Origin of the sequence: Natronorubrum aibiense (assembly GCF_009392895.1) — an archaeon.
GTDB lineage: Archaea > Halobacteriota > Halobacteria > Halobacteriales > Natrialbaceae > Natronorubrum > Natronorubrum aibiense.
In genome coordinates, this window is record NZ_CP045491.1 from 88,837 (window position 1) to 111,996 (window position 23,160).

Sequence of the window (23,160 nt, forward strand, 5' to 3'; positions counted from 1 at the left end):
ACGGGTACCGCATGACTCGACTATCAACGAGTTCCATGAATATCCAACAACGGTCACCACGGGGGATGCGCCGTGGCGGCTAATCGAATACTCGTACCGCTGTCGGATACGGTGACCGTCCGACAGACGGTCGGCTACGCGGTCCGCTCCGGCCTCGAGCGCGACGACGACCTCGTCGTCCATCTCGTCGTCGCGCTGCCCCACGAGGCAGACTTACCAGAGAGTCGCCAGCACACGGCGGACGCCGAAGAGCTGCTCTCGAAGGCCGAAAACTGGGTTCGAGAGGACGCTGGCAGTGCGTCGGTGACGACCGAAACGGCGCTGCTGGGAACTGACGAATATCTCTTCGGGCCGCGAGACTTCGCCGACACGTTCAGCGACTACGCACAGCAACACGATATCGACCTGATCGTGCTCGACCCGGAGTACCAACCTGGATCGACGGCCCAGATACTCCAGTCCGTCGAACGCGAACTCGAGGCGGTCGGGTTGGCCTACGACGAGGCACCGGTCGAACGACCGGCCCGTCACCAGCGGTTGGTCGGTGACGTGAGCGAACGCTTCGATCGGTTGTTCGCGATGTTCTGGATCTCCTACGGCTTCTATCTCGTTCTCGGAGATCCGACGTACTGGTTCGATCTCGTTACCGGCGCGGCAGTCGCCGGCATCGTCTCGCTGTCACTTGCGAACGTTACGTTCACGTTCCCGCTCGATCGTGTCCAATCACCGATCCGAGCGATTCGATTCGGACTCTATATCCCCTATCTCATCTGGGAGATCGTCAAGGCCAACATCGCAGTATCAGCCGTTATTCTGCGACCCTCGATGCCCATCGAACCCACGATGACGCGGATCAACACCCGCGTCAGGGGCGGGCTCCCGTTGCTCGCGTTAGCCAACAGCATCACCCTCACACCGGGCACGCTGACGGTCCGAGCCGACGACCAGCGGCTGATCGTCCACACGCTGATCCCGTCCGCCCGCGACGATCTTTTCGATGGCGGCCTCGAGCGGGCCATCAGGTTCGTGTTCTACGGCCGTGAATCGGCGGCGATTCCGACGCCGCGCGAGCGCGGTGACACGGAGATCATCGGAGGTGACGACCAGTGATTCCGAACGGGATGGCCATTGAAGAGGTGTTTATCGCTGCAGCCGCGCTGTTCGTCGTCCTCGCGATCATGATGTTCTACCGTGCTGTCGCGGGACCGACGACGCAGGATCGGCTGCTCGCGGTGAACGTCCTCGGGACGAACACGGTCGTCATCCTCGCCCTCTTAGCGGCGGGCTTGGATCAGGCGTGGTTCCTCGACGTGGCGCTGATCTACGCCCTGTTGAACTTCCTGATGGCGGTTGCCATTTCGAAGTTCACCGTCGAGCGAGGTGGAGTCCTGTGATCGAGACGATCCGATTCTGGGTGGTCGTCGCCCTCCTCGGACTGGGCGTGTTCTTCACGTTCGTCTCGACGGTCGGCGTCATCCGACTGCCGGACATCTACGCGCGGGCCCACACCGCATCCCAGACGGACACGCTCGGAGCAGGTTTCGCACTTGCTGGCGTCGCGGTGGCGTTCGGCTGGCAGCACGCGGCGGTCTACACCGTCTTGCTGCTCTTTTTCGTGTTTATCACGAACCCAACGGCCGCACACGCGATCGCCCGCTCTGCCGCAGAAAGCGGTATCGAGCCGTGGACCAACGACGCCGACGAAGACGGTGATTCACAATGAATCTGTTCGCCCTCACGCTCGTGGTGTTCATCCTCGCGACAGCCGTCGCCACGGCGCTGTTTCGCGACATCCTGTCGGTGATCGTTGTCTTCGGTGCGTACAGTCTCGGGATGGCGATTCTCTATACGTTCCTGCTAGCACCCGACGTCGCCATGACCGAAGCCGCAATTGGAGCCGGCGTCACCACCCTCTTGCTCCTGTTGACGATCGCACGGACGACACGCCCCTCTGCTGACCAACTCAACGAGCGAATTCACATACCGGCAGTCGTCGTCGTCGGTGCGTTCGTGTTGCTGCTGGGAACCACGGTCCTTCCCGAGATGTACCAAGTCGGCATCCAACAGACGCCGGTCTGGCAGCACCCAGAAGTGACTCAACACTACATCCAGCAGACGTACAACGACACGGGCGTCGAAAACGCGGTGACAGCCGTCCTCGCCGCCTATCGTGGCTTCGACACCTTCGGCGAGGCGGTCGTCGTCTTCGCCGCCGGCATCTCGACGCTGCTCGTCTTGAAACGCGAGGTGTTCGCCTAAATGTCCGACTCCTACGACGATACCTACACCGAGAGTCAAGTGATCATGACTGCCGTAAAGATCATCGCACCGTTTACGCTCACCTACGGGCTGTTCATGACCTTCCACGGAGGCGACGCCCCGGGCGGCGGGTTCCAAGGCGGAACGATCGTCGGCGTAACGGTCCTCATGATCGCCTTCGCATTCGGCATCGAACCGACCCGGCGGTGGCTTCGAAATTCGTTCCTCGTCGGCCTCGTCACCGGCGGCGTCGTCATCTTCGGTGCTGTCGGGCTCGGGATGGTCGCCCTTGGCGGGGACTTCCTCGAGTTCTATAAGCTCAAAGACGTATTCCACATCAAACCGAAGTGGGGGCTCGAGGCCGTCGAAATCGGCGGCATCGCGCTGATCGTGTCGGGGGTCATTATTACCCTCTTTTTCGCGATGGCGGCCGGATTTACGCCGGAGCGCCCGAGCGGGACCGGCGGCCACAGCGGCCGGCAGCGCCCGACAGATCGAGAGGTGGGTGACGATGATTGAACTCTTGGCGAGCCGGTATACGTACGTGTTGATGTTCGTACTGCTGGGTATCGGGCTCTACATGGTTATTGCCAGTCAGAACCTCGTCAAGAAGCTGATCGGCGTGAGCCTCTTTCAGACGTCGATCTTCCTGTTTTTCGTCTCGATGGCCTACGTCGAAGGCGGGTCAGCACCGATCGTCCCACCCGAGTCGGACCCCGGAGAGCTGCTGGTTGCGAGTCCGCTCCCACAGGTCATCGTGCTGACTGCCATCGTCGTCGGCATCGCACTGACAGCAGTCGGTCTCGCACTCGTGATACGGATCTACTCGGAGTACGGGACGCTCCGCGAAGATACCCTTCGGGAGGTGCGTGCCGATGAGTAACATCGACCTGCTTCCGGCGCTGCTGATCGTCGCCCCCATCCTCGCGGCGACGCTCCCGATCGCGCTCGGACTGCGGTACGAACGAACGGGCTGGTCGGTCGCTGCGATCACGTCGACCGGGCTGTTCGCCGCCGCGCTCGCCCTCGCCAGCGTCGTCTACACCAGCGGCGAGGTGATTCACACGCTGGGTGGGTATCCCCGAACGTACGGGATCCAACTCGTCGCCGACGAGTTCTCGACGCTGATCGCCCTCCTCATAACCAGTGTCGCTGTCGGCGTCCTCGCGTATACGCGGCGTGGTGGCCCGCGAGGGAACACGTTCTACACCGCCTACTTGCTGTTAGTTGGCGGGCTGCTCGGTATCTCGCTGACCGGCGACGTCTTCAACCTATTCGTCTTCCTCGAGATTACGAGCCTCGCGACCTATGCACTAGTCGCAAGCGGCGACGGCCCCGAGTCGGCAGTCGCCGCGCTGAAGTACCTGATCTTGGGGACCGTCGCCGCGTCGATGTACCTCATCGGCGTCGCCTTCGTCTTCATGGCGACGGGGACGCTCAACATGGTCGAACTCTCGATAGCGATTCCGGCGGCGGAACGACCCGTGCTGATCCAGACCGGCTTTGCGTTCATCGTTGTCGGGTTCGCCGTCAAGGTCGCACAGTGGCCGCTGCACACGTGGCAGCCGAGCGCCTACCAGCAGGCCCCCGACGGCGTGACGCCGCTGATCGCGGCGCTCGTCTCGACCGCCTCCGCGTATGCGTTCGGACGGCTGATCGTCACCGTCTTCGAGGTCGACTACCTCGCCGCCATGCCGAACGCGGCTGCAATCGTCCTCACTATCGGCTGTGTGAGCGTGCTCGCAGGCACGGTTCTGGCCGTAATCCAGACCGAAGTCAAACGCATGCTCGCGTACTCGTCAGTCTCGCAGTTTGGCCTCGTGATTGCGGCCTACGGGGTCGTCATCGCCGGTAACTCCGAAACGGCGCTCACCGGCGCTGTGATTCACCTCGTCGGCCACGGGCTGTTGAAAACCGGCCTCTTCCTCGGTGCAGCCCTCGTCGCAGCCAGCTACGGGGCTCGAACTGTTGACGAGTACGCCGGCTTAGCCACCGACCGGCCGATAATGGCCGGCTTGATGGCCATCCTCCTGTTCTCACTCGTCGGCATCCCGCCGAGCGTCGGCTTCGTCGGCAAGTGGTACATCGCTCTCGGTGCCGTCGAGTCCCAACTCTGGCCCGTCGCCGCCGTGATCTTCCTGAGCACCATGCTCACGCTGGCCTACGCGGCTCGCCTGCTCGAGAAGATGTACTTCACGCCGGCGACCGTGGTCGAACGGCCACACGCACGAGGGCCGGTGGCGACGGACGGCGGTGACGCCGATCGTGACGACGCCAGCACACTGGACTCCGAAGTCGAGACCGACGACGGGAGTGCAGCCGCGGCGCTCCGTGGCGCAGATGCTCGAAACCCCGTCTCGGTCGGGATGATCGCCATCGTCGTCGTCGTTGCGCTCGGCGCTGTCGCGCTCGGTTTCGCGGGCGGGGCGATCGCCGAACTGCTCGAGCCGTTCCTCACTGAGGTGATTAACTAATGGTTGCAGATATCCGACCGCTCGCTGCCGTGTTGGTGTCGGCGGTCGCCATCGTCCTCATCATCGCGTCGCATCGCCGTCCGAACCTCCGAGAGAGCTGGTCCGTCGTGGCCGCCCTCGCGAAGTTCGGAATCATCGTCAGCATGCTCCCCGCAGTCATCAACGGGACCGTCTTCGAGTGGAGCCTCTACGAGAGTACCGGGATCCAGTTCCTCGAGGGCATCGACTTCGCCCTGCGGGCCGATCCGCTGGGGATCTTCTTCGCCCTGCTCGCGAGTTTCCTGTGGATCTTCACGTCGTTCTACGCCACGGGCTACATGCGCGGGCTCGACGAGCACGCCCAGACCCGGTTTTTCGCGTCGTTTGCGGCCAGCCTCTCGACCGCCGTCGGGATCGCCTTCGCGGCGAACCTCGTGACGATCTTCGTCTTCTACGAACTGCTCTCGCTGGTCACCTATCCGCTGGTCGCGCACAACGAGGACGACGAGGCCCGCATCGCTGGCCGAAAGTACCTCACCTACACGTTCTTCGGGGGTGGCGTCTTCCTGCTCGCCGGCACGGCGATGGTCTACTGGTTGACCAGTCTGGTCGAAGGCGGGCCGACGCTGGCCTTCGAAGCGGGCGGCATGGAGGCACTCGCCGCGGCCGCACAGGCAGAACCGGTCTACGCACAGGCCGCGTTCTTCCTGCTGATCGCCGGCTTCGGCGTCAAGGCCGCGCTGATGCCGCTTCACTCCTGGCTCGCCGACGCGATGGTCGCGCCGACGCCGGTGTCCGGATTGCTCCACGCGGTGGCAGTCGTCAAGTCCGGTGCCTTCGGCGTCGCGCGGGTCATCCTCGAGGTCTACGGTCCCGGCCTGATCCACGACCTCCCGCTTTCCGTTCCGGGAATCGGCGAGGTCGGGTTGAACATCCCCGTCGCGATCGTCGCCGCGTTCACGCTGACTGCGGCGAGTATCATCGCGATGCGGAAAGACCACCTCAAGCGCCGGCTAGCCTACTCGACGACGGCGCAGCTTTCCTATATCGTGCTCGGGCTCTCGATGCTTCACCCCTATGCGATCGTCGGAGCGTTGTTCCACATTCCCGCACACGCATTCGCGAAGCTCACCCTGTTCTTCTGTGCCGGCGCGATCCACGTCGAAACCCACACCGACTACATCAGCGAGATGGCCGGCATCGGCAAGCGGATGCCGCTGACGATGACCGCCTTTACCGTCGGTGCGGCCGGGATGGCCGGCCTGCCGCCGATCGCCGGCTTCGTCAGCAAGTTCTACATGCTGATCGGTGCCGGCGACGTCGGCGGCAGCTACTGGCTGTTCGCTGCCGCGCTGTTGCTCTCGGCCGTGCTCAACGTCGGCTACCTCTGGCCGGTCGTCTACACCGCCTTCTTCGAAAGCGAGGACCGACACGACGCCAAACCGTTGCTCGAGTTCCCTCGTGGGGGGCTGGTGCAATCCTACAGTACCGGATCGGACGACGACCACGTCGCCACGGACGGTGGAGAGCGAGCCAACGGCACCGAGACAACTGACACAACGGAGACGGACGACTCGGACGAAGCGTTCGAGTACGCCGTCGACAAGTACCCGAGCGATCACACGGTTCCAGACGACGTCGACACCGACGATCACGGCGAGCACGTCAGTAGCGTCGACCACCACGGGAACCACGACGATCACCTCACCGGCGGTCCGCCGGCCGCCGGCTGGCAACGCCACTCACCGTTCACCGAGAGCACATGGCTGATGCTCGCCCCGATCGCCGTGATCGCGACTGGAGCGGTCGTCCTCGGGATCGGCCCTGACTACGCGGTCTTCCTCGATCTGGCGACCCAGATCGTCGAGGGCGTCTTCGGAATGTCGTTCGAGGAGTTAGGTGACGTTCCGTTCGACGAACTCATGACGGAGGTGACAGAATAATGGAACTCGATATCTTGTCCGTGGCCTACCCGCCGCTTATCATCCTTGCGGCAGCACTGCTCGTACTCGTCCTCCCGCGACTCGCGGGCTTCGCCGTCGGCGCACTCAGTCTCGCGGCCGTTCTAGCGATATCACTGCTCGCACCGGAGGGCCAGCACTTAGCCGGCACCTTCCTCGGGTTCGAGGTCGTCCCGTACTACGTCGACGATTTCTCCCGCATGATCGGACTCGGACTCGGCTTCCTCGGGATCTGTAGCGTTATCTACGCCTACTCGAGCGACGCCAGCGAGACGCTGACGGCCTTTGCACTCGCCTACGTCGCCTCCTCGATCGGGGCGGCCTTCGCCGGCGACTGGCTCGTGCTCCTGTTCATGTGGGAGCTGATGGCGGTGACCAGCACGCTCGTGGTCTGGCACTACGGCGGCGAGGCGGTCCGGGCCGGCTTCCGGTACGCGATCTTCCACGGAACCGGCGGCGTGCTCGTGATGATGGCAGTCGCGGTCCACTACGTTCAGACTGGGACGTTCATCTACACCGAAGCCGGCATCGCCGACGGCATTCCGGCGCTGCTCGCCGTGCTCGGGATGGGCGTCAACGTCGCTTTCATCGGCTTCCACACCTGGCTGCCCGATACTTACCCGCGGCCCCACATCGCGGCGTCGGTGTTCCTCTCGGTCTATACGACGAAGACGAGCGCGTTCGTCCTCTACCGGGCGTTCCCGCTCGAGGGAACGCACGATCTCTCGATCTACGTCGCCTACATGGGTGGCCTGATGGCCGTCTACGGGGCGACGTTCGCCCTGCTGCAACACGACATGCGGGCGCTGCTGTCGTATCACATCCAGGCCCAACTCGGCTACATCGTCGCCGCAATCGGGATCGGCACACCCCTCGCGACTGCCGGCGCGATGAGCCACCTGTTCAACAACATCCTGTTCAAGAGTCTGCTGTTCATGGCCGTCGGGGTCGTGATCTACCGCACCGGGGAAGAAGACCTATACAAACTGGGCGGTCTCTGGCGAGAGATGCCGCTGACAGCCGTCGGGTTCGGCCTCGGCGCGCTTTCGATCACGGCGATTCCGGGCTTCAACGGCTACGTGAGCAAAGGCATGATCTTCGACGCCGCCGATCCGGGCTACTACGGCCAGCCCGAGTACCAGGCGCTGTACTACCTGCTCTGGCTCGGCGCGATCGGGACGCTGCTCTCGTTCATCAAACTCGGCTACTACGTCTTCTTCCACGGCGAGAGCGATATCGAGGTCGCCGACGCCAAACCCGGACAGACGGTCGCGATGCTCGGCCTCGGCGGTGCCTGTCTCCTCTTCGGCGTCTGGTGGCAGGGACTGGCCGACCTCGCGCCGACGATCCACGGGAGCGACTTCGCGTTCTCCTACTATGGCGGCGAGAGTCACCTCCACCCCTACAGCTTGAGCCACCTCGAGACGGCCGGCATCCTGACCGGGGTCGCAGCCGTCACCTTCGTCGTCGTCCGGAAGCCGCTGTCGAAACTCGATCTCGGCGATCCGGCGATGGTCGTCTACCCCGCGACCTACTACGTTAGCCGCTGGACGATGCTCGCGGTGACGGAGACGTACGCCGCCGTCGACGCGGCAGTCGTCGGTGCTGTCAAACGCTGCTACTGGGTCGGGAACAACCCCGTCCTCGCCGTCGACGCCGCCGCCCGACGGCTTCCGATGGTCGATGTCGAGGACCGCCAGCCAACGGACGGCGGCCGCCCATCGACGATCCATCTCCGAACGAGCATCGGCACGACCGTCCTACTGTTGACGCTCCTCCTGACGATCGTGCTCTGGTTGCTGCTCTAAGCGCCGACCGTTTTCCGAGTCCACTCCGTTCTCGAGTTCTTCCCGAGCGACGCCAGACGAGACTCCGACATAATAAGCGCTGCTAGCTGTTTTCCGACCGCTCGTCGCGCCCGCTCGAGTCGACGTCGACGACCGGCGGATACACTTCCGGAACGGCGAGCGTGCCCTCGAGCGGCGACGTTCGCAACGCCGGTTTCGAGGCGGTCGCGTCGCGGCGGTAGCTGTCATCGTGGTCGCCACGGACGCCGCGTGGCGTCAAGTAGTTCCCATCGACGTCGACGTTAGCCTCTTTGCAGAGTCGCTTGAGGACCGAGCGTGCGCCTTCGGTGGTTATCGCCGGCGGCGAAATCGATCGGTCACGGGCGAGTTGGCTCGCCGTGGTGTTCGAACACAGCGTTTCGATCTCTTCGTCGTCGTAGCCGCGCTCTGCCAACACGGTCTTGACGCGGCGGGCGATCGAGGGTGCGTGACGGGTTGGAAACAGCGGCCAGTCGTTACTCGGCGGGTCGAGAACGACCCTGTACCGCCGCAGCGGCGTCCGAGCCGGGCCGGGCAGCGGCACGTCCTCAAGACGCTGGGATTTGCCGAGGACGCGGATCGTCCCTGTATAGAAGTCGACGTCGTCCCACGTTGCCCCGTTCCGGCGCTCGTCGTCAGGTACGCTGAACAGTTCGGAGCCCCGCACGCTCGAGTGAGCGAGCAGCGCAACAATCGCGTACTCTCGCAACCGATTGCACCGCTCGTCGCGGTGATCGGAGTCCATTGATACCTCGAGTGTCCGTTCTTGAACGTACGTCTGGAGTCGTCGACGCTGTCTCGATGTCCAGTACTCGCTGTCCGGTCGGTCGTCCGGAATCGGGAGCGCGGCTTCGGCCTCGTCGTCGACAGCCGGGTTCGCCTCGAGAATGCCGCCGCGAACGCACCACGAGAGAAACGCGCGAACGACCGCGTAGTAGGTCCCGGCGGTCGAGGCCGTGTACTCGCCGCGTTCGACTCGAGCGTGAAGTTCGGTCGCGTAGGCGCGCATGTGTTCGACCTCGAGTGAGAACAACGAACGGCGGTCGTGTTCGGCCTCGAGCCAGTCGGCCCACCGTCGCAGAATCGATTCGGCGTTGGACGCGTACGTCCCTGCACCCGAGCCGTCGGGGTCGCCGACGGCTTTCCGCTGGAGATACGCGTCGACCGCATCGACGACGGCGACGTCCGTCTCTGAATCGGTCACGGTTCGATCACCCTGCCGTTCGTGCCGGCGTCGACGCCGCTGATCATCTACTCGTACGGTACTGGTCCAGCACCCTAAATCTGTGTTTCGGAATTTCGACCCCGGAAAGAAACCGCGTCCGGATTCGCCCCTCAGACCGGACGGGAACTCTCCAATCTCCAACAATGTCATACCGATCTAACGGTTCTTCATCGGCTGCTGTCGATGAGCAGTTATTCGGGAGGAAATGGTATGGAGAGTGTCGCACGCGTCGGCACTGACGTGAAAGCGGCAATTCAGTGGAGGAAGAAAGATCAGAATACGTAACTAAGAGTTAACACGTTTTGCGTCCATCTAGTGATAGACAGCGGACACGCTCTCGGACGACACATGACGATCGATACCGCCTCCACAGGAACACGACTGCGGTATCCACACCGTGATAACGCCGACGGACTCCGTCGAGTCGCTAGGACGGCACCCGAAAACCGTTTCGAGATGATCGACTCGTGAAGTTTCTCGAGGTGTTGCCGCTGGTGTTCGTGATGATCGCGGGGCCACAGATTCTGAGTGCCATCTTCCTCGCGACGAGCGAAAACTGGCGACGAAACTCCGCCGCGTTCGTCGGGGGGGCGGCCATCTCGATCACCCTCGTCGTCACGATCGCGTTTAGTTTCGGCATCGGTGCGGTCGGTCAGGGTGCGTCACACACGACGCTCAGCGCGATCGTCGTCGTCGCGCTCTCGTTTGCGATGATACATACCTACCGAACGAGAGCCGAATCGGAGCCGCCGCGGTGGATGGGGACACTCGAGAGCGCAACGCCGCGATTTTCGTTCCGACTCGGCTTTCTGCTCATGGGATTTTTTCCGACAGACATCCTCACGTCGACTGCTGTCGGCTCCTATCTGGCGGCTCGCGGTGCCTCGCTGACGGAGGCGATCCCGTTTATTGGACTGACGCTCCTGATTTTGGCGCTCCCGTCGTTGATTTTAGCTGCGTTCGGTGAACGGGCGGAAATCGCGCTTCCGAAAGCCCGCGAGTGGATGAACGCGAACGCATGGCTCGTCAACGAAATCGTCCTCCTCTTGTTTATCGGAATGGCACTCAACAACCTCCTTGGCTAAGACTCGACCGGCGACGACCGCAGTTAGGTCCCAGTCCTCGAGTGACGGACGTATCCTCAGCCATCCAGTCTGAACGATTGTACTCTCCGAGAATCCTGAGAAGAGCGTTATCATGTCTGGCAGCGTAGTAGACGATTGGTCATGAAACTACATTGGATAGCAATCGTAACCGGATTCGTCGTCGCGTTCGTCCTCGCCGTCATCAGCGGACTCCTGATCGCGGGAACGGACGCCGCGACGCTTGTAGCATCGTGGGCGATGATCGGTATCGTCGGTGGCCTCGTCGCCGGCCACATGGCCGGCGGTACGGTGGGCACCGGGGCCGTCCACGGTGGCATCGCGACCGTTCTCGGATCGCTCATCACGTTGGCAGTCGTGACGTTTACCACACTGCTCTTCGCGGGCGTCGTCGCGACGTTTGGCGTGCTCGCCGTCGGCCTGCTGCTGCTCGCGTTCTACGCGATTCCCGGTGCGCTCGGTGGCGCGATCGGCTCGTGGGCGAAGGGCCGTCGGGCTGCCCGGAAGACAACCGGGGCCCGCGCCTAAAATATTGCCCGGCGTTTCTCGTCCGCGCCAGAGGTTTGTATAGCAGTATAAAATTTACAGATGTCGTGATTTTCGAACGTGCAAGACAGCACCCTCGAGCGAACGGGATTCGGCAATCCAGCGACGCACAGATGGTACTTTGAATTAGTCCAGTAATTACAAGTACATGGTTTGACCGTGACGCCGTCGGGTCATCGACGCCACTGCAGTCGAGCGATTTCGGGCTGACCGAGAAAACCCACGGGAGCGGGGCGCTCAGGACGGGTGCTGGTGGCTAACCTTTTCGCCGATCTGTCCGGGGACCGGCGTCCCACACTGCTTGCACTTCCAGCGTCGCGTCGTGAGACCGGACTCTTTCTCGAGGTCCTGTTTGAACTCCACCAGCGCACCGCAGGTGCATCGATAAGTCGTCCGGGCCATATACGACAGACGGGCGAGCTGGTGGTAAATGGTGTGCCAGCGACGGCTACCTCGGGCACAACGACTACAACCGTGTGATCCGTGGGTGGAGCCAATGACTGCGACGCCGCATCGAATTCCGGTCGCCAACGGTGAGTCCGTCGCTGCGGTTCACCACGAGGCACCCGGCGACGACTGGCTCGTGTTCTGTCATGGCTTTCTGAGCGACAAACAGGGGAGCTACGAGCACCGCTGTCAGCGAGCCGTCGAGCAAGGGTACAACGCCGTACGGTTCGATTTTCGCGGCTGTGGCGACGCTGACGGGCGGTTCGTCGACCAGACACTCAGCGCCAAACTCGAGGATATCTACGCCATCGTCGACTATTTCGACCCTGACTCGTACGCGGTTTTCGGCTCGAGTTTCGGCGGGAAAGTCGCGTTCCACGCGACGGCACAGGATCCGCGGGTCGACGCCGTCGTGACGCGAGCGCCCGTCACGTACAACCGTGCGTTCGAGGGGTATCGAACGACCGTCGAACGCGACGGCGAGTGTCAGTTCGAAACCGGCGATCGAATCGATCATCGGTTTTTCGACGATCTCGAGACACACCCGTTCGCCGACGTCGAAGCGTCACTCGACGTGCCGGTTGCGATCTTTCACGGGCGAGAAGACGAGTCCGTCGACGTCACCGACAGCCTCGAGGCAACTGCTCGACTCGAGACGGACGTCCTGCTCGAGACGTTCGCGACCGAAGGCCATCGGTTTTCGAGGGTGGCCGAAGCTCGACTTCTCGAACGGCTGTTTCACTGGCTCGAACAGTGACGATCGTCTACTCAGTGTGTTGTGTCTGTGCGTGGACTCGAAGGCACTGCTATCCAATAAATCATATTTCGATATATAATATACAGACCAGTGCCGAACGTGAACCAGTCGCGATGCGTGGCCATCCGGAGCCGACCGATACAGCCGCGATCAGAAAGCCAAAACCGGATTTTCTCGTTCAGAAAAACCGGACCGTTTTTCATAGCGATGCCGGAACGATGAGACAGCAGTGAGTGAGGAGACTGATCTATCGACTGTACTCGCCATACTCGACGACGAGTATGCGCGCGAAATCCTCACCAATACGAGTATCGAACCAATGTCAGCCAGTACCCTGAGCGAGCGGTGTGATGCGTCCCTGCCAACGATCTATCGGCGACTCGAGCGCCTCGAGGAATGTCATCTCGTCACCGAAGAAACGGAGCTCGCACCCGACGGTAATCATTTCAGCGTCTACAGCGCGAACCTCGATCGGCTCGAACTCTCCCTCGAAGACGGCTCGTTCGCCCTCGAGCTAACGTATCGGGACGAGGACGTCGCCGACAAGTTCACCCGGCTGTGGGAGGGGATGCGATGAGCCAGCACGTCGTCCGGATCGACGAAGCGCCACTGTTCGAACTGTTGACCGTCGCAAGCCTCTTTCTGGTGGCCCTGTTCGGAACCGTCATCGCCTACCAGGCCTACCGCGGCTATCGACGGAACGACGCTCGATCGATGCTGTATCTAGCTGTCGGCTTGCTTCTGTTGACACTCTGTCCGTTCTTGATCAACGTGACGGTCACGACGGTGTTCAGCCCGAGACAGCTCGTGACGGCGTTTCTCGAGAACGTGAGCCGCCTCGTCGGGTTGGTAGCGATCATGTACTCACTGTACGGCCACCACTAACACAGTCTGCTGAATCAGGGTCTGGATCGAACGAAGCCGTCAACGTGTCGTGTCTCTGGGCCGGTTCTCGAGTTCGAGTGCCAAAGACGAAATCAGTACACGGGTCCGTGGGCCGAAGCGAGCGTGCAGGGACCAACTGCGGGCCCGGGAGCCGAGTGGAACGGCCGCAGGTGGGAATGCGGCCGCCCGTGGGCAGAAGGGCGAGATAACCGATGGGGACTCAGATTCGGGTGGCCACGCCGTGCGGGGTTGGCTGCGCGTCCCCAGACGCTGCTTTCGGCTGTCACCTAATAGTGCTGGGAGCGCATTTTCTGGCTCGGAAAATCCAGCCCGAAAGCCAGACTGACTCGCCGGGTCGTAAGCGCACTCGAAGCAATCAGCCGCCGATCGCAGCACCCACAGCTTCTTTGAAGCACCGTTCGAGGAGTCGGTATGCACTATCTCGTCGGTACTGCGTCCGTCCACACGACGGCAGCGATCTGTGACTACCTCGAGACGCGAGCGACGGCTGCAGACACGGTGACGGTCGTCGCCGTCGTCCCCCCGTCAGATGCGACGGCACACCGAGACGCCACGGAGGCGTTGAACGTCGCTCGCGTCAGGCTTGGAACAGTCGACACGGTGCGGACGGAGTGTTACGAAGACGACGGCGAACCCGCCGAGAGGCTGCTCGAGGCGGCGACGACCGTCGATGCCGACGAACTCGTCATCGCGGCTGTCGACGGCCTGCCCGATGGGTCACCGACGGTTGGCTCGAGTGCACAGGCGGTACTCGAGGAAGCGACGCTGCCAGTGGTCGTCGTTCCAAGCCCGACACTGTGATCAGCCACGTGATAGCATCGGCGAACGACAGATCGACTATTCGACGACGAGAACGGACGTCGGAGCCGCTCTCGAGACCTGTTCGGAGACGCTCTTCCGGAAGAACCGCTCGATACCGCGGTTGCGCCCCATCACGATCAGATCGACGTCGTGCTCGGCGGCGTAGTCGAGGATCGCCTGATGGCGAAGCCCGTGGGTAACCGTCGTTCGAACGTCGTCGATCCCGGCGTCCGCCGCCTGCGTTGCGACGTGGTCGACGGCTCGCTCCCCGATCGGCTCGAGGTCCTCGAAATCCATTCCGGGAGCGATTTCGGCGGAGTTGATGACGTACAATGCGTGGACGGACGCATCGTGAACGCGTGCGAGTTCGATCGCCTCCTCGATCGCTCGCTCGGTGTTGGGTCGACCGTCGGTCGGGACCAGAATCGTGTCGTACATCGAGTCGTGCTTTGACGACGACCGAGAAAAACGTCCCGTCCACGTCACTGGCAGTTCAGCGCATCGAGACGCCGTCGGTCGATACGAGACGGTCCTCCGAGCAACCGCTCGAACTCGAACGCTGGAGACAGTCTGTGGAACGAACAAACCGTCACTTAATATCAGTTCAGCACAAAGAGACAGTCGGATGAGTGGGGACCAGGATCGATTCAACGGTGACGCAAGGATTTTGCACCAAAAGGCGGTTCGAACACCGCTTCCCGATCTTGAGGCCGAGCGAGTGTTTCACGAAAACATGATGACCGTTGCTGAGGGTCGAGAGCGGAAGGCAGAGCTCCTCGCTGACCCGGACGTGCCGCTGTTGCAAGCCTACGAGATGGAGTTCGAACGCGTCGCCGAGAGTTTTAAACGCCGCCTTCGTCGTATCGCTGGCGAGAATTACGAAGACGTTGCGATGGCGTACTTCCGAGGCAAACGAGACGATCGCATCGGAGAGTTGAGTTCGTACTATTTCGAGGCGCTTTGGCGGATCCAACAGCGGACGACCGTTACGGACATGATCTTCTTCCCGCTTATTTTGCGCTATCCCGATAGCTTCACGATGAACGTTCGGTTCGCCACTGGTTACACCACACCGGAATCAGTCCGCTACGAGTCGCCGGAGCATCTCGTCGAGGAGTTCGCGGACGAACACAAACAAACGTACTACGAAGAAAGCAGCTACTCACAACAGGAAGCAGCGGCGTATCTCAAAGAGACGGCACAGATTATCCGCGAGGAGTTCCCCGACCCCGATACCACCCCGTTCGACGAGCGCAAATACGGCGGCATCGTCTCGGCCGGCGGACGGAGAGGAACGACGTTCTCGTCGCTGCTCGAGCGCGTCGAACCGGACCGGGAACGATTCGACACGCCGGTCACCGAGCCGACGTTAGTCGACGCAGGTGAGGAGGCGAGACGAACGGAGCGGGAACTGCTCTGTGGCGGCGAAGTCGTCCTTTGACGGTGCTTCCAACCGGCGACGCAGACAGTCGCCACTGAAAATCAATGCACACCAGCTCGTGCAGCTGTCGTGCGATCAGTGTGTCTGTGAGAGTCGGGTCGAGTGGTATAACCACGACCGTAGCCGGCAGCCGAACACGTTGTTGGTTCCGTGGTGCTACTCCACCGTTGCTATCGAGACCATCAACCTACTGCTCGGCCGGGAACGTGGACACAGGTCCCACCGAAGTCTATATGTTTCCATTCAACTATATTACACGTGTGCACACCAGCGAACGATCCGACACTCGTCTCCGCCAGTACGTGAGCCCGTGAGTCGAGACGGTACCGTAACACGGCGATCGGTACTCGCAGGCATCGGAGCCACAGGTGCGGCAGCAGTTGTCCCTCGAGTGGCGAACGCACAGGAAGGCACGGAGCCGACAGACGAAGCGACCCGGCCGCTTGCAGACTCCGATGCGTTCGAGGCGTTTCTCGACGGCGTAATGGAAACACACCTCGAGACCTACGACATTGCTGGCGCGACGGTCGCCGTCGTCGACGGCGACGACGAGTTCGCGAAGGGGTACGGCTACGCCGATCTCGAGGCGGAAACGCCGGTCGATGCAGCGGAAACGCTCTTTCGGACCGGGTCGGTGTCGAAGCTGTTCACCTGGACTGTCGCCATGCAGGCAGTCGAGCGAGGCGCGCTCGCGATCGACGAAGACGTCGGCGCGACGCTCAAGGCAGTCGAGCTCCCCGAGACGTACGACGAGCCGATCACGCTCGAGCACCTCGCGACGCACACCCCCGGCTTCGAGGAACGCGTTCGAGGCACGTTCGTTCGCAACGAGTCGGAGCTACAGCCGCTCGAGGAGATGCTTCAGACGGAACAGCCGTCACGGGTGCGGCCGCCGGGGGAGTTCGCGGCCTACTCGAACTACGGCTCGGCGCTCGCCGGCCAGTTGGTCGCCGAGACCGCTGGTTCGTCGTTCGAGACGGTCGCTGAGGACGGGATCTTCGAGCCGCTCTCGATGGAACGAAGCACGTTCGCCCAGCCGGTTTCCGAGACGTTCGCGGGCGACCTCTCGAAAGGGTACAAGATCGGTGGTAACGACCCAATCGAGGGCGAGTTCGAGTACGTCGGCATTCCGCCGGCGGGCGCGATGAGCGCCACGGCAACCGACATGGCGTCGTTTGTGCGGGCGTTCCTCCAAGACGGTTCGGTCGACGACGGGCAGATTCTCGAGTCGGAGACGGTCGACGAGATGCACCGTCGACGATTCGGCCACGACGAGCGACTCAACGGGATCGCCTTCGGCTTCTACGAAATGAGCAGAAACGGCGTCCGTGTGCTCGGCCACGGCGGCGACACTGAACTCTTTCACAGCCTCCTGTTTCTGGTTCCCGACCACGATGTGGGCGTGTTCGTCTCCTACAACAGCGTCGGCGGCCTCAAGGCGAGACCAGAGTTCGTCGACGCGTTCTTCGATCGGTACGTCCCGCAGTCGGAGGCAGAGACGCCCACGCCGAACGGATCGCCCGAGCGTGCGGACACGATCACCGGCACGTATCGCTCGAACCGGATCCCGTACACGACTTCCGAGAAGTTCACCGGGTTTCCCTCGACAATCACCGTCTCGGTCGACGGTGAGGGGCGACTCGTCACCGAACCACTCGGCGGAGAGGCGACGCAGTGGGTCGAAGTCGAACCGCTCCTGTTCGAGGACGTCGACGGCGCGGACCGACTCGCGTTCCGCGATGACGACGGCGAGATCACGCACCTCTTTCTCGACAGCACGCCAGTCACGGCGTTCGAGCGACTCTCGAGACGCGAATCGCCGGGCGTCCAACTCGGTCTGCTCGCGGTCTCGCTGCTGGTCTTGCTGACTGCGGCGGTCGGCTGGCCGCTGGCTGCGGGCTGGCGACGGTATCGGGGAACGACGTCCTCGCTCGAAGGACTCAACTCGCCGCTCCGGTATGCTCGCTGGGTTGCGGGTGCGACCAGCGTGGCGTTTCTCGCCTTCGCCGTCGCGTTCGCGGCCATCCTCGCGATCGATCCCACCTGGCTCCTACTCGGCGATCCGCTCCGATTCCGCCTGCTGCTCGCCGTGTCGCTGCTCGGGGCGATCGGTACGGTCTTGACGGTCGGACTGACCGCTTGGGTGTGGTACGACCGGCAGTGGGGACTGCCAGCACGGCTTCACTACACGACCGTCGCCGTCGCCGGCGCCGTCCTCTGCTGGGTGCTCGCCTACTGGAACCTGCTATGGTACCAGCCGTAGCCTCTCGCGGTACCTTATCGCCGCGTGTCGCGCGGTCGAACCGATACGCCGAAAGCACTCGCGGGTGACGTCTCGAGCGAATGACGCGGACGATCCTGATCGCCGGAACTGCGAGCCACGTCGGCAAGTCGACGGTCGCGGCCGGCCTCTGTCGAGAACTCGCCGATCGAGGCCACTCGGTCGCCCCATTTAAAGCACAGAACATGAGTAACAACGCCCGCGTCGTCGTCCAGCCCGAGGCTATCGCGGACGACAGCAGCGGCCACGCGGACGGCTCGAGCACCGACCAGTGGGGCGAGATCGGCGTCTCCCAGTTCGTGCAGGCGCGAGCGGCACGGTTGACTCCGACGACCGACTGCAATCCGGTGTTACTCAAACCCCGCGGCGACGGCGAGAGCCAACTCGTCGTCCAGGGTCGAGCCCGCGAGCACGTTCCCGCGGGCGCGTACTACGATGAGTACTGGGACGAGGCACGCGCCGCAGCCGAGGCGTCCTACCGACGACTCGCAGCCGAGCACGACATCGTTATCGCCGAGGGTGCCGGCAGCATCGCCGAGATCAACCTGCACGACCGCGATCTGGCGAACGTCGAGACTGCCCGGTTCGCCGACGCCGACATCCTCCTGCTGGTCGACATCGAGCGCGGCGGGGCCTTCGCCAGTCTCTACGGGACGATCGAACTGCTGCCCGACGCGCTGCGAGAGCGCATTGCAGGGGCGATCATCACCAAATTCCGGGGCGATCCGACGCTGCTCGAGCCCGGAATCGAGAAAATCGAATCGAAGACCGGCGTTCCCATCCTTGGCGTGCTTCCATACGACGACCCCGGCCTCCCCGAGGAGGACAGCGTTGGGCTGCCGTCGACGAGCGAACGCGGCGTAGTAGGCGACGACGACGGCGTTCCCGACGACCAGCGGATCACGGTCGCCGTCCCGCGGCTCCCTCGCATCTCGAACGCGACAGACCTCGAGGCGCTGGCTGGCGAGCCGGGCGTCTCGGTCGTCTTCGTACCCATCGAAGCCGACCCGACGAGCGACGACGGAGCCTCGGCGGACGATCCGCTCAAGGCCGTCGACGCGGACGCAGTCGTGTTACCGGGAACGAAAAACACCGTCGACGACCTGCTCGCGCTCCACGAGGCCAACTTCGGCGACGCACTCGCCGCGTTCGACGGGCCAATCGTCGGCATCTGTGGCGGCTACCAGCTACTAGGCGAGCGGATCACGAACGCTTCCCTCGAGGGAACCGGCGGGGACGACAGCGTCGACGGACTGGGACTGTTACCCGTCGAGACGCGGTTCGAAGGCTCGAAGCACGTCGAACAAACGACGGTATCAGTCGATGGATCGGCGTCGCCGTTGCTCGCGGGCGCAGACGGCCCCGCCTCGGGCTACGAAATCCACGCCGGGCGAACGCAAGCGCTCGAGACCGTCTGCCGACCACTAGGTGAATCGAGCGCGGCTCAGGGACGACTTTTGGGGACGTATCTGCACGGGCTGTTCGACAACGAATCGGTTCGAACGGCGTTTCTCGAGGCCGTCGCTGCGGACGCGGGTGTGAACTGGCCGCTCGGGCGCGGGGCCGAATGTGAGGTGAAATCTGACGACGAGTCCGACACAACGAGCGCTGGCACGACGCCGTACGACCGCGCCGCGACACTGGTCCGCGAACACGTCGACCTCGAGGCGCTTGGCGGTCCGTTCGAATCGAACGGCGAACAGAGTAATCGATAGCGCGCAGTCACACGAGACGGCTACGCGGGCTGTTGTCGATAGGTTCCGAGCAGTTCCTCGAGGATGATACACTCCTGGTCGGTCGGATCGTAGTGGGTGTCGATGAACCGTTCTGCGGATTCGAAATCCCCGCGAAGGCCGTGTTTCCGGACCGTGATCACGGCGTCGAGAAAGAAGGTTCCACCGTCGGCACCTAGGGCTTTGGCGTGGTCTTCCTCGGTAATGTCGAGTTCGGATTTGATCTCCTCGAAGTTGAACGTCTTCACGTCGTGATCGCCGTTGATCAGCGTGAGGACATACTCCGCGGAGAAGCGGTAGAACTCGGATTTGCTCTCGAACATACCGTCGTCGACGAGGGTATCGATCTCTTCGACGACCTCGTCGGGATATCTGACGGTATCTTTCGCCATATCGTCATACTGCTTGCTGCGAGTACATTATTGTTTCGAAGAGTTGTCATTCCTAATACGTGTTCGTCGGCCGATTCCGACGGAATCCGGAACTCGTTGCTAGACACGGCGGCACTTACTGACTTCACAGGCTCTCGCCGCATGAACGCCTGAATACGCTGTAGAAGGCCTCCAACGCGTTTTATCGTCGTCGTGACGGAACGAACCAGATTGTAGCAACTACCTGCAAATTTATTATTTATCGTGCGCAAGTAGAGCGCGCAATGGTAAACGAAGACGAACTCCGCGAGCAGATGATCGACGCGTTCGAAGGAGCCGACTATCCGATCTCGAGTCCGATGGACCTCGTGCCGGCGCTGCCGAACGGCCCCGGAACGAAGTTCGAGTCCGGCGACTTCTCGGTGACGGCAATGGAACTGAACACGAAAACCTCCGGTGGTGACTTCCCGTACGACGATCCCGAGACGTTCGTCGACGACATCATCGCAGACCTCAAAGAGCAGGGCGAGCTGTAGTCCGGTTCGCCACCCGCGGACAGACTGACCGTCGACAACCCGATCGCCGCACTGCTTCGTTCCGACGTACCACCGATCGCAAGCTACCGCCACACAGTGTACACATTCTACACAGTGTAAACATTTCACACCTTCTAAACAGTTCGTGCAGTGCGATCGGACGCTGCGATAGACTCCCGTCGATGGAGCAACCGTGACGGCCGAATCGATTGATCAGTAGTCTTTTGGTCCGTCATTGTGTTGGTTTCGAGAGACGCAGCCGACTAATTACGATTGGCAACCACGCCAGTTTGGATTATTCCATGCCTGATGAGAACCGCCCTGGATCGATCCTCCACGTGACGACGACCGACTCGAGCGACCTCGAGAGACGACTCCGGGAGGCGACGTCGCTCGACGTTCGATCGGTTCCACCGGAGACCGTTGAGGTCATGGTCGGCTCCGATTTCGAACCGACGACCGAAACCGAGACCGAACGAGCACCCACACAGCCCGTCGGCCTCGTTATCGAACTCGAGTGTCCAGACCAAACGACCGCGGTTCTCGAGCACGTCGACACGGCGTTTCCGGCGATATCGACGGTCGTGGCGCCCCCGTCCGGGAGCGAAGCCCTCGCAGTCGCTGCGCTACGGGGAAACGCAGACGACTACGTTACCGCCGACCGCGATTCGGAGGCCGTCGAACGGATCGCCGAGACGATCACCGCGAATCTCCCTGTCGACGGGGCGACCGAACGGACGGATCGAAAGTACCACCACATCCTCGCGAACGAACTGCCCGACGAGGCGTTCGTCATCGCCGACGATGGGACCTACCTCAAATCGAAGGTCCGCCCGGGCACGGCCGACCGCTACTCGGTCTCGGCCGACGAGTTGACCGGGCATCGGCTCAGAGACGTGTATCCGGACGAGACCGCGACGAAGTTGGAAGGCTGCATCGACGAAACGCTGGCGACCGGTGACATCCAGTCGATCGAGTACACTGTCGAGGCGACCGACGGCCGAAGACGATACGAGGGACGGGTCGTCCCGATCGACGAAGCGATCGAGGACCGACGCGCCGTCGTCTGGCTCGCACGGGATATCACCGAACGGGCCAGACGCGAGCGCAGACTGCGCTCGCGACAGAACCAACTCGAGACGCTCAACAGGATCAACGCGGTCGTCAGCCAAGTGATCGAAACGCTGGTCGAAGCCCATTCGAGAGACGCGATCGAACACGAAGTCTGTGCCCAACTCGTCGACTCGGAGCTCTACTGTGGCACCTGGATCGCCGAACGAACGGGTGAGGGGACGCTCGCGTACCGAACCGGCGCTGGCAGTGCCGAAACGTATCTCGAGTGTGTCACCGACCCAGACATCGATCAGGGATGGCTGGCACGTCGTGCCGTCCAGACGGGTGAGGTCCAGACACAAACGGCGATTGCGGAGAGCGACTCGGTTCCCGACCGACTTCGAGACGCCGCGTTCGAAGACGGGGTTGGCTCCGCGATCGCCGTCCCGATCAGCCACAACGACTCGGTCTACGGCGCGTTAATCGTTCTTTCGGACCGGGAGGAGGCGTTCAGCGAAGGAGAGCGAGCGGGATTCGAACTGCTCGGCGAGACGATCGGCTTCACCATCATGGCCGTCAAAAACCGGCAACTGCTGTTTGCCGATACGGTTATCGAACTCGAGTTCTGGATCGAGAACGGTGACACTGTCCCGTTCGAACTCTCGACGACGTATGACTGCACGTGCTCGCTCGAGTGGGCCGGGACGACCGCCAACGGATACGCCGTCCAGTACGTCACGATCGACGGGGTCGACTGCGAGACCGTGCTCGAGGCGGCAACCGCCTACGAATCGGTCGAGGAGTGTCGACGGATCCACGACGGAGGAGACGGGTGTACGGTCGAGTTGCGCCTGTCGGAGTCGGGCGTCCAAGCGCTTGCAAATCACGGTGCGACGATCAAGGATATCACCGTCGAGGATGGCAGCGGGACCTGCCTGATCGAGGTGTCACAGGATGCGGACATCCGAGAGATTGCGGATACGCTGGCTGTCATCTACGAGGATGCCGAACTCGTCGCTCGTCGAGAAGTCGATCGGCCGGTACGAACGGCAGCTGAACGCTGCGATCGGATTCTCGATCAACTCACCGATCGACAGCTAACGACGCTGCGACTCGCGTACTACGGCGGCTTCTTCGACTGGCCACGCGAGAGTACGGGTGAGGAGATCGCCGACGCGATGGACGTCTCACCGCCGACGATGCACCAACATCTGCGGAAAGGACTCAAAACGGTTCTCGGCGAGTTCTTCGAGACGGACGAGGAAACAGGGCAGCTGTAGTCAGACGCAACCGTCCCGCCGCGAGTCGACGTCTCCGAGTAACGGGTGCGGTGTGAGAGATGCGGTAGGTGGTTGTGTTTCGAATGGCGTTGCCCACACCGACGGCCTTCGGAAACGCGAAGGCGGGTACTGATACGGACTCGAGGCTCATAACAGTACTCAATGGCAAGTAGTTATCAGA

General features: G+C 62.4%; 24 protein-coding genes. 20 read left to right on the plus strand and 4 right to left on the minus strand.

Annotated elements, in window-relative coordinates; translation table 11 throughout:
* The first annotated feature begins 72 nt into the window (after positions 1-72).
* The 9 genes from GCU68_RS20570 to GCU68_RS20610 are packed head-to-tail and all read left to right on the plus strand — an operon-like array spanning position 73 to position 8,481.
* Positions 73-1,110, plus strand: coding sequence for a monovalent cation/H+ antiporter subunit E (locus GCU68_RS20570; protein ID WP_152944516.1), 1,038 nt, complete (start codon positions 73-75; stop codon positions 1,108-1,110).
* Between the two features lie 11 nt (positions 1,111-1,121).
* Complete coding sequence (locus GCU68_RS20575) at positions 1,122-1,394, plus strand: cation:proton antiporter (RefSeq protein WP_152944606.1); 273 nt, start codon at positions 1,122-1,124, stop codon at positions 1,392-1,394.
* Positions 1,391-1,723 carry a monovalent cation/H(+) antiporter subunit G gene (gene mnhG, locus GCU68_RS20580; RefSeq protein ID WP_152944517.1) on the plus strand — a complete coding sequence of 111 codons (333 nt, stop codon included), beginning with the start codon at positions 1,391-1,393 and terminating at the stop codon, positions 1,721-1,723. Before GCU68_RS20575 ends, mnhG begins: the two co-directional genes overlap by 4 nt.
* On the plus strand, positions 1,720-2,259 hold the full coding sequence (locus tag GCU68_RS20585; protein WP_152944518.1) for a DUF4040 domain-containing protein: 540 nt from the start codon (positions 1,720-1,722) through the stop codon (positions 2,257-2,259). The genes mnhG and GCU68_RS20585 overlap by 4 nt, the downstream gene beginning before the upstream one ends.
* Complete coding sequence (locus tag GCU68_RS20590) at positions 2,260-2,778, plus strand: MnhB domain-containing protein (protein ID WP_152944519.1); 519 nt, start codon at positions 2,260-2,262, stop codon at positions 2,776-2,778.
* The gene (locus GCU68_RS20595) at positions 2,771-3,142 is read left to right on the plus strand and encodes a cation:proton antiporter subunit C (RefSeq protein ID WP_152944520.1); all 372 of its coding nucleotides are present in this window, start codon (positions 2,771-2,773) and stop codon (positions 3,140-3,142) included. The genes GCU68_RS20590 and GCU68_RS20595 overlap by 8 nt, the downstream gene beginning before the upstream one ends.
* Positions 3,135-4,733: a proton-conducting transporter transmembrane domain-containing protein gene (locus GCU68_RS20600; RefSeq protein ID WP_152944521.1), complete on the plus strand. Its 1,599-nt coding sequence runs from the start codon at positions 3,135-3,137 to the stop codon at positions 4,731-4,733. The genes GCU68_RS20595 and GCU68_RS20600 overlap by 8 nt, the downstream gene beginning before the upstream one ends.
* Positions 4,733-6,655: a proton-conducting transporter transmembrane domain-containing protein gene (locus tag GCU68_RS20605; RefSeq protein ID WP_152944522.1), complete on the plus strand. Its 1,923-nt coding sequence runs from the start codon at positions 4,733-4,735 to the stop codon at positions 6,653-6,655. Before GCU68_RS20600 ends, GCU68_RS20605 begins: the two co-directional genes overlap by 1 nt.
* Positions 6,655-8,481, plus strand: a complete 1,827-nt coding sequence (locus GCU68_RS20610) for a Na(+)/H(+) antiporter subunit D (RefSeq protein ID WP_152944523.1) — start codon at positions 6,655-6,657, stop codon at positions 8,479-8,481. The genes GCU68_RS20605 and GCU68_RS20610 overlap by 1 nt, the downstream gene beginning before the upstream one ends.
* Positions 8,482-8,563: 82 nt before the next feature.
* Here the strand turns inward: GCU68_RS20610 and GCU68_RS20615 are convergent, their stop codons facing one another.
* Positions 8,564-9,703 (minus strand): tyrosine-type recombinase/integrase, encoded by a 1,140-nt coding sequence (locus tag GCU68_RS20615; protein WP_152944524.1) that lies wholly within the window; start codon positions 9,701-9,703, stop codon positions 8,564-8,566.
* 488 nt (positions 9,704-10,191) lie between these two features.
* Here GCU68_RS20615 and GCU68_RS20620 point away from each other — a divergent pair, with 488 nt between their 5' ends.
* Together GCU68_RS20620 and GCU68_RS20625 are read left to right on the plus strand one after the other, a co-directional pair.
* Positions 10,192-10,809, plus strand: coding sequence for a GAP family protein (locus GCU68_RS20620; RefSeq protein WP_152944525.1), 618 nt, complete (start codon positions 10,192-10,194; stop codon positions 10,807-10,809).
* 141 nt (positions 10,810-10,950) lie between these two features.
* On the plus strand, positions 10,951-11,355 hold the full coding sequence (locus tag GCU68_RS20625) for a DUF5518 domain-containing protein (protein ID WP_152944526.1): 405 nt from the start codon (positions 10,951-10,953) through the stop codon (positions 11,353-11,355).
* 255 nt (positions 11,356-11,610) lie between these two features.
* Here the strand turns inward: GCU68_RS20625 and GCU68_RS21500 are convergent, their stop codons facing one another.
* Positions 11,611-11,775 (minus strand): hypothetical protein, encoded by a 165-nt coding sequence (locus tag GCU68_RS21500; RefSeq protein ID WP_168927131.1) that lies wholly within the window; start codon positions 11,773-11,775, stop codon positions 11,611-11,613.
* 94 nt (positions 11,776-11,869) lie between these two features.
* Between GCU68_RS21500 and GCU68_RS20630 the strand changes: the two genes are divergently transcribed.
* The 4 genes from GCU68_RS20630 to GCU68_RS20645 all read left to right on the plus strand — a co-directional run bounded on the left by GCU68_RS20630 (position 11,870) and on the right by GCU68_RS20645 (position 14,284).
* On the plus strand, positions 11,870-12,577 hold the full coding sequence (locus tag GCU68_RS20630) for an alpha/beta hydrolase family protein (protein ID WP_152944527.1): 708 nt from the start codon (positions 11,870-11,872) through the stop codon (positions 12,575-12,577).
* A gap of 229 nt (positions 12,578-12,806) precedes the next feature.
* The gene (locus GCU68_RS20635) at positions 12,807-13,154 is read left to right on the plus strand and encodes an ArsR/SmtB family transcription factor (protein WP_152944528.1); all 348 of its coding nucleotides are present in this window, start codon (positions 12,807-12,809) and stop codon (positions 13,152-13,154) included.
* Entirely contained in the window at positions 13,151-13,462 is a 312-nt protein-coding gene (locus GCU68_RS20640) for a DUF7521 family protein (protein WP_152944529.1), read from the plus strand. Before GCU68_RS20635 ends, GCU68_RS20640 begins: the two co-directional genes overlap by 4 nt.
* Before the next feature lie 432 nt (positions 13,463-13,894).
* Positions 13,895-14,284, plus strand: coding sequence for a universal stress protein (locus GCU68_RS20645; protein ID WP_152944530.1), 390 nt, complete (start codon positions 13,895-13,897; stop codon positions 14,282-14,284).
* Positions 14,285-14,320: 36 nt separating this feature from the next.
* Here GCU68_RS20645 and GCU68_RS20650 read toward each other — a convergent pair whose 3' ends face one another.
* Positions 14,321-14,722, minus strand: coding sequence for a universal stress protein (locus GCU68_RS20650; protein WP_152944531.1), 402 nt, complete (start codon positions 14,720-14,722; stop codon positions 14,321-14,323).
* 187 nt (positions 14,723-14,909) lie between these two features.
* Here GCU68_RS20650 and GCU68_RS20655 point away from each other — a divergent pair, with 187 nt between their 5' ends.
* From GCU68_RS20655 to GCU68_RS20665, 3 genes are all read left to right on the plus strand, one after another.
* On the plus strand, positions 14,910-15,725 hold the full coding sequence (locus GCU68_RS20655; protein ID WP_152944532.1) for a hypothetical protein: 816 nt from the start codon (positions 14,910-14,912) through the stop codon (positions 15,723-15,725).
* Positions 15,726-16,116: 391 nt separating this feature from the next.
* Positions 16,117-17,988, plus strand: a complete 1,872-nt coding sequence (locus tag GCU68_RS20660) for a serine hydrolase domain-containing protein (RefSeq protein ID WP_227015154.1) — start codon at positions 16,117-16,119, stop codon at positions 17,986-17,988.
* An 80-nt stretch (positions 17,989-18,068) separates the two neighbouring features.
* Entirely contained in the window at positions 18,069-19,721 is a 1,653-nt protein-coding gene (locus tag GCU68_RS20665) for a cobyric acid synthase (RefSeq protein WP_152944534.1), read from the plus strand.
* A gap of 20 nt (positions 19,722-19,741) precedes the next feature.
* On the opposite strand, the gene GCU68_RS20670 is transcribed toward GCU68_RS20665, so the two are convergent.
* Entirely contained in the window at positions 19,742-20,131 is a 390-nt protein-coding gene (locus GCU68_RS20670; protein WP_152944535.1) for a CopG family transcriptional regulator, read from the minus strand.
* A 263-nt stretch (positions 20,132-20,394) separates the two neighbouring features.
* Here GCU68_RS20670 and GCU68_RS20675 point away from each other — a divergent pair, with 263 nt between their 5' ends.
* Both GCU68_RS20675 and GCU68_RS20680 read left to right on the plus strand, forming a co-directional pair.
* Entirely contained in the window at positions 20,395-20,646 is a 252-nt protein-coding gene (locus GCU68_RS20675; RefSeq protein WP_152944536.1) for an MTH865 family protein, read from the plus strand.
* 302 nt (positions 20,647-20,948) lie between these two features.
* A complete protein-coding gene (locus tag GCU68_RS20680) occupies positions 20,949-22,979 on the plus strand; it encodes a bacterio-opsin activator domain-containing protein (RefSeq protein WP_152944537.1) in 2,031 nt (676 codons plus the stop codon).
* Positions 22,980-23,160: the final 181 nt, after the last annotated feature.

What these genes read in the sequence shown, in the direction of transcription:
- GCU68_RS20630 (WP_152944527.1), top strand. Translation starts at nt 11,870, where the DNA reads ATGACTGCGACGCCGCATCGAATTCCGGTCGCCAACGGTGAGTCCGTC.
- GCU68_RS21500 (WP_168927131.1), bottom strand. Translation starts at nt 11,775, where the DNA reads ATGGCCCGGACGACTTATCGATGCACCTGCGGTGCGCTGGTGGAGTTC.
- GCU68_RS20665 (WP_152944534.1), top strand. Translation starts at nt 18,069, where the DNA reads ATGACGCGGACGATCCTGATCGCCGGAACTGCGAGCCACGTCGGCAAG.
- GCU68_RS20595 (WP_152944520.1), top strand. Translation starts at nt 2,771, where the DNA reads ATGATTGAACTCTTGGCGAGCCGGTATACGTACGTGTTGATGTTCGTA.
- GCU68_RS20625 (WP_152944526.1), top strand. Translation starts at nt 10,951, where the DNA reads ATGAAACTACATTGGATAGCAATCGTAACCGGATTCGTCGTCGCGTTC.
- GCU68_RS20645 (WP_152944530.1), top strand. Translation starts at nt 13,895, where the DNA reads ATGCACTATCTCGTCGGTACTGCGTCCGTCCACACGACGGCAGCGATC.
- GCU68_RS20610 (WP_152944523.1), top strand. Translation starts at nt 6,655, where the DNA reads ATGGAACTCGATATCTTGTCCGTGGCCTACCCGCCGCTTATCATCCTT.
- GCU68_RS20655 (WP_152944532.1), top strand. Translation starts at nt 14,910, where the DNA reads ATGAGTGGGGACCAGGATCGATTCAACGGTGACGCAAGGATTTTGCAC.
- GCU68_RS20650 (WP_152944531.1), bottom strand. Translation starts at nt 14,722, where the DNA reads ATGTACGACACGATTCTGGTCCCGACCGACGGTCGACCCAACACCGAG.
- GCU68_RS20575 (WP_152944606.1), top strand. Translation starts at nt 1,122, where the DNA reads ATGGCCATTGAAGAGGTGTTTATCGCTGCAGCCGCGCTGTTCGTCGTC.
- GCU68_RS20680 (WP_152944537.1), top strand. Translation starts at nt 20,949, where the DNA reads ATGCCTGATGAGAACCGCCCTGGATCGATCCTCCACGTGACGACGACC.
- GCU68_RS20585 (WP_152944518.1), top strand. Translation starts at nt 1,720, where the DNA reads ATGAATCTGTTCGCCCTCACGCTCGTGGTGTTCATCCTCGCGACAGCC.
- GCU68_RS20605 (WP_152944522.1), top strand. Translation starts at nt 4,733, where the DNA reads ATGGTTGCAGATATCCGACCGCTCGCTGCCGTGTTGGTGTCGGCGGTC.
- GCU68_RS20670 (WP_152944535.1), bottom strand. Translation starts at nt 20,131, where the DNA reads ATGGCGAAAGATACCGTCAGATATCCCGACGAGGTCGTCGAAGAGATC.
- GCU68_RS20590 (WP_152944519.1), top strand. Translation starts at nt 2,260, where the DNA reads ATGTCCGACTCCTACGACGATACCTACACCGAGAGTCAAGTGATCATG.
- GCU68_RS20675 (WP_152944536.1), top strand. Translation starts at nt 20,395, where the DNA reads ATGGTAAACGAAGACGAACTCCGCGAGCAGATGATCGACGCGTTCGAA.
- GCU68_RS20600 (WP_152944521.1), top strand. Translation starts at nt 3,135, where the DNA reads ATGAGTAACATCGACCTGCTTCCGGCGCTGCTGATCGTCGCCCCCATC.
- GCU68_RS20640 (WP_152944529.1), top strand. Translation starts at nt 13,151, where the DNA reads ATGAGCCAGCACGTCGTCCGGATCGACGAAGCGCCACTGTTCGAACTG.